Origin of the sequence: Legionella drancourtii LLAP12, assembly GCF_000162755.2 — a bacterium.
In the GTDB taxonomy this organism is placed as follows: domain Bacteria; phylum Pseudomonadota; class Gammaproteobacteria; order Legionellales; family Legionellaceae; genus Legionella; species Legionella drancourtii.
Genome location: NZ_JH413842.1, coordinates 12,625 through 15,856 on the forward strand (window position 1 = coordinate 12,625; position 3,232 = coordinate 15,856).

Sequence of the window (3,232 nt, forward strand, 5' to 3'; positions counted from 1 at the left end):
AATGTAGCCAATAAAGTGCTCATCACCATTTTTTTCAATGCTTGCTGAGCTGGAAAGGGATTTTATTTCGGAAAGAACGAAAGAAGGACTAAAAGCACGCGCTGCCAAAGGAATCAAACTTGGCAAGCCAAAGGGAGTAATACAGGCTTCAATGTATGATAAAGACAAAGATAAAATTCTTCACCTTTATCAATTAGGTGTTCCCATTCAAAAAATAATTACAACACACCTGAGTTATGGAAAATATCTGTCACTTAAAGCCTTTATTAAAAAATTAAATCAAGTTCCTGTGTATGAATAATCTTATCTTCTATAAACAACGATTTAATCTTGGCAATGCTAGTTTCATCCCTATTGAGCATGAAGAAGCAATGGTTGCCATTGTATATAAAGTTGTCTTTCCAAAAAGCAGCCCGTTTATTTTGAAAATATGCCCGCGAGCTGAGGACTACTGGCGTGAAATTTATTTTTTAAATTTTCTTGAAGATGTATTACCAGTCTCCAAAATTATCCAGGCAGAACCACCAACCACATCAAATTATGGCGCTATTTTAATGGAGTGTTTTTCAGGTAATCTACTGAACAAGAAAGATATGACCGATAAAATTAGCTATGAAACCGGAGTATTACTTGCAATTCTACATCTTAATCGAGTTAGTCAGTATGGAGATTTAACTCAAGAACACAGTTTAAGTCCAGATCCACGTACTCCATTCAAGCATAAATTTGAAGAAAGCTTTTCGGAATGTAGCAATAATTTACCCAAAGAGCTCCTTGAAAAATCCTGGCAATATTATAAGACACATGTTGATGCATTGAATTTAGTAGATGGCGCATGTCTCATTCATCGTGATTTTAGACCAGGTAATATAATTATATTTGATGAGGAAATTACAGGTATTATTGACTGGGCTTCCGCACGTGCGAGCTTTGCCGAAGAGGACTTTAGTCCTTTGGAACTTAATGAATGGTCAGAGGAATCCAAGCTAAAAAAATCCTTTTTAAAGGGTTATGCAAGCATACGCCCAATCCCTGAATATCAGCTCATAATTCCTCTCTTACTTATGAATCGTGCTTTTTCAGTTATAGGGTTTACCGTTAAAAAAGGAACTTGGAATAATATTAATGCCCCTGAATATAACGCCAACCTTAAATATCTGGATGACTTTTTTAAAAAAACAATAATTTAAAAACTCATTGCCAGTTTGGGCTGGATATGCGGTAAAACCCGTTGTAAGCTTTCACAATTATGATTTAAATAATCTATCAAAAGGTTACCATTATATAGACACTGGTATGGGATATACCTGGAGACAAGCGGCTGTTCATTGGAATGAATCTTACCCTGGCGGATCATTTTTTGTCTCCGGATTTCATTATTTTTTAGATAGCGGTCATGAAATACTGGATGTGAATACACAAGTATCTGATTGCAGCATTTATGATGGCTGGTGGGATCAAAATTAAGGAAGAAAAAATGAATAAAATAGCAATCGCATTAACACTTATACCCTCTTTAGCATTCAGCCTAACTGATGCACAAAAAGATATGTTTATGAAAGAAAATCAAAAAATATTGGAGAAAAAAGGACTTATGACTCCTGATTCAGGAGTACAAATTGTTCCTCGATCCACGCTAATGAGCGCGGATTGGCAAAAACAAAAAGATATAATTGATGCCAAGCAACAGAAAAAAATTGGTTATGTTAAAGAGGATTCTCCAAGGGCACATGAGCTTTTACACTTTAATGAATTTATACAAAAACGTGCTGCAATTGAAACTAAAATGTTTAAACCTACTGAAACTCATTTACGTAAACACACCGATGAAATGGTGATGGCTTATACCTATGTTGGAGTGCCAAAAAGTGAGATGAGTGAATATATTGGTATTGCTCCTGCAGGAACTTATGTTAATAAAAACCCCAATAGTGGGTGGTCAGGAGCCGTGCAGTTTTTTAAAAATCCGATAGGTACATGTGCATATACCGAAAACAATTTACATATATCTCATGGTGCCGCAAGAATTGCAGAGGAAGATGCTCTCTCAGAGGTAAACGGCAAAATTACATTGATTGATATTGCAGGTACTGATGCCAGTGGATATTTATACAGGGTAAAATGGTTTGACAATAACTATATACGCGAACTGGAATGCGCCAATTCAAAATATTCTTCTGATTTAACAAAATCAACAATTGCCCTTGCTAAGCGAATTGATTCTAATTGAGAGCTGAGTGCCCCTGACTAGGGGCCATTTTTTTAAATAATATGATATTTTAACTTTTTATAAAATCTGTATATCTCTAAGTAAGGCCAAAATATGAAACAGATAAATAGAATCACATCCGTACTATTATCAATAGTAGTCCAACTATTCTTTATTGGATTTGTATTTTTAGGATTTCTTCTCGATCCACTGATTGGGCTGTGGATAGTTGCCTTTTATTTTTTTGTAATAGGTTCTTTTTTAATATACTATTTTATTTTAAATAAATTTTCATTAAAAAGCCCAAAAAAAGTATGAACTTACTAATAAAACATCCCATTGATTGGCTTTGTTGCTTAACTCAAAAATTGGCCAAAATAGGGCTTATGAAAGTTGCTGATATTAGGGGTTCTAAACGCTAACCGTCGAAATTTCCGTGCAATAATTAATCATCTATAGAGAGTCTGATTAACCTAATTAATCAGACCTAAGAGAATTATTTTCTGCTTTCCTTTGTGAGGTTAATTCCATATAGCGCTGGTTTATCAGCATCATTTGCGATAACCCATATTCTATAAGGGTTATCGACAAAATACGGCCATCCGCTCCTGTCTCGCTTATTAAACGCCTATCCCAAGCCAAGGGTTATCGTAACAGACAAGCTAAGAAGCTATTTGAGACCAATTCGCCAGATGTGCAAAGGAGTCGAGCATCGCTCGCATAAAGGGCTCAATAATCGGGTTGAAAATGCTCATCAGCTCACGCGTAGAAAAAAAAATGCCTCATTCGCTTTAAATCACCAGCAGGGGCGCAGAACCTCATCGCACTCATGGGAAAAATCAGGAACCTCTTCGCAGTCGCTGTTGGACGCTACACCCATTCCGCTTCTCATCGAAAAATACAATTTCAAAAGGCCAAAGAAATTTGGAATTCCGCTGCAACTGAGATGCTTTGCGCCTAAAATTCGACAAAAAATACTTTTGCTCTTTCAATAGTTAACTTGACGTGCCGGACAAAGCGCTT

The 3,232-nt window shown here is 36.0% G+C and carries 5 protein-coding genes; all 5 read left to right on the forward strand.

Annotation, left to right across the window (positions count from 1 at the left end):
- Window positions 1-37 precede the first annotated feature (37 nt).
- On the forward strand, window positions 38-301 hold the full coding sequence (locus LDG_RS13320) for a hypothetical protein (RefSeq protein WP_050805572.1): 264 nt from the start codon (window positions 38-40) through the stop codon (window positions 299-301).
- The gene (locus LDG_RS13325) at window positions 294-1,190 is read left to right on the forward strand and encodes a phosphotransferase (RefSeq protein WP_040535920.1); all 897 of its coding nucleotides are present in this window, start codon (window positions 294-296) and stop codon (window positions 1,188-1,190) included. Before LDG_RS13320 ends, LDG_RS13325 begins: the two co-directional genes overlap by 8 nt.
- 106 nt (window positions 1,191-1,296) lie before the next feature.
- On the forward strand, window positions 1,297-1,467 hold the full coding sequence (locus tag LDG_RS19725) for a hypothetical protein (protein WP_006871926.1): 171 nt from the start codon (window positions 1,297-1,299) through the stop codon (window positions 1,465-1,467).
- Between the two features lie 10 nt (window positions 1,468-1,477).
- Window positions 1,478-2,230 (forward strand): hypothetical protein, encoded by a 753-nt coding sequence (locus tag LDG_RS13335; RefSeq protein ID WP_006871927.1) that lies wholly within the window; start codon window positions 1,478-1,480, stop codon window positions 2,228-2,230.
- Between the two features lie 587 nt (window positions 2,231-2,817).
- Window positions 2,818-3,204, forward strand: coding sequence for a DDE-type integrase/transposase/recombinase (locus tag LDG_RS20760; RefSeq protein ID WP_148263586.1), 387 nt, complete (start codon window positions 2,818-2,820; stop codon window positions 3,202-3,204).
- Window positions 3,205-3,232 lie beyond the last annotated feature (28 nt).

Excerpts from the sequence above, each read along its gene's own strand:
- LDG_RS13320 (WP_050805572.1), top strand. The coding sequence starts at position 38 with ATGCTTGCTGAGCTGGAAAGGGATTTTATTTCGGAAAGAACGAAAGAA.
- LDG_RS13325 (WP_040535920.1), top strand. The coding sequence starts at position 294 with ATGAATAATCTTATCTTCTATAAACAACGATTTAATCTTGGCAATGCT.
- LDG_RS19725 (WP_006871926.1), top strand. The coding sequence starts at position 1,297 with ATGGGATATACCTGGAGACAAGCGGCTGTTCATTGGAATGAATCTTAC.
- LDG_RS13335 (WP_006871927.1), top strand. The coding sequence starts at position 1,478 with ATGAATAAAATAGCAATCGCATTAACACTTATACCCTCTTTAGCATTC.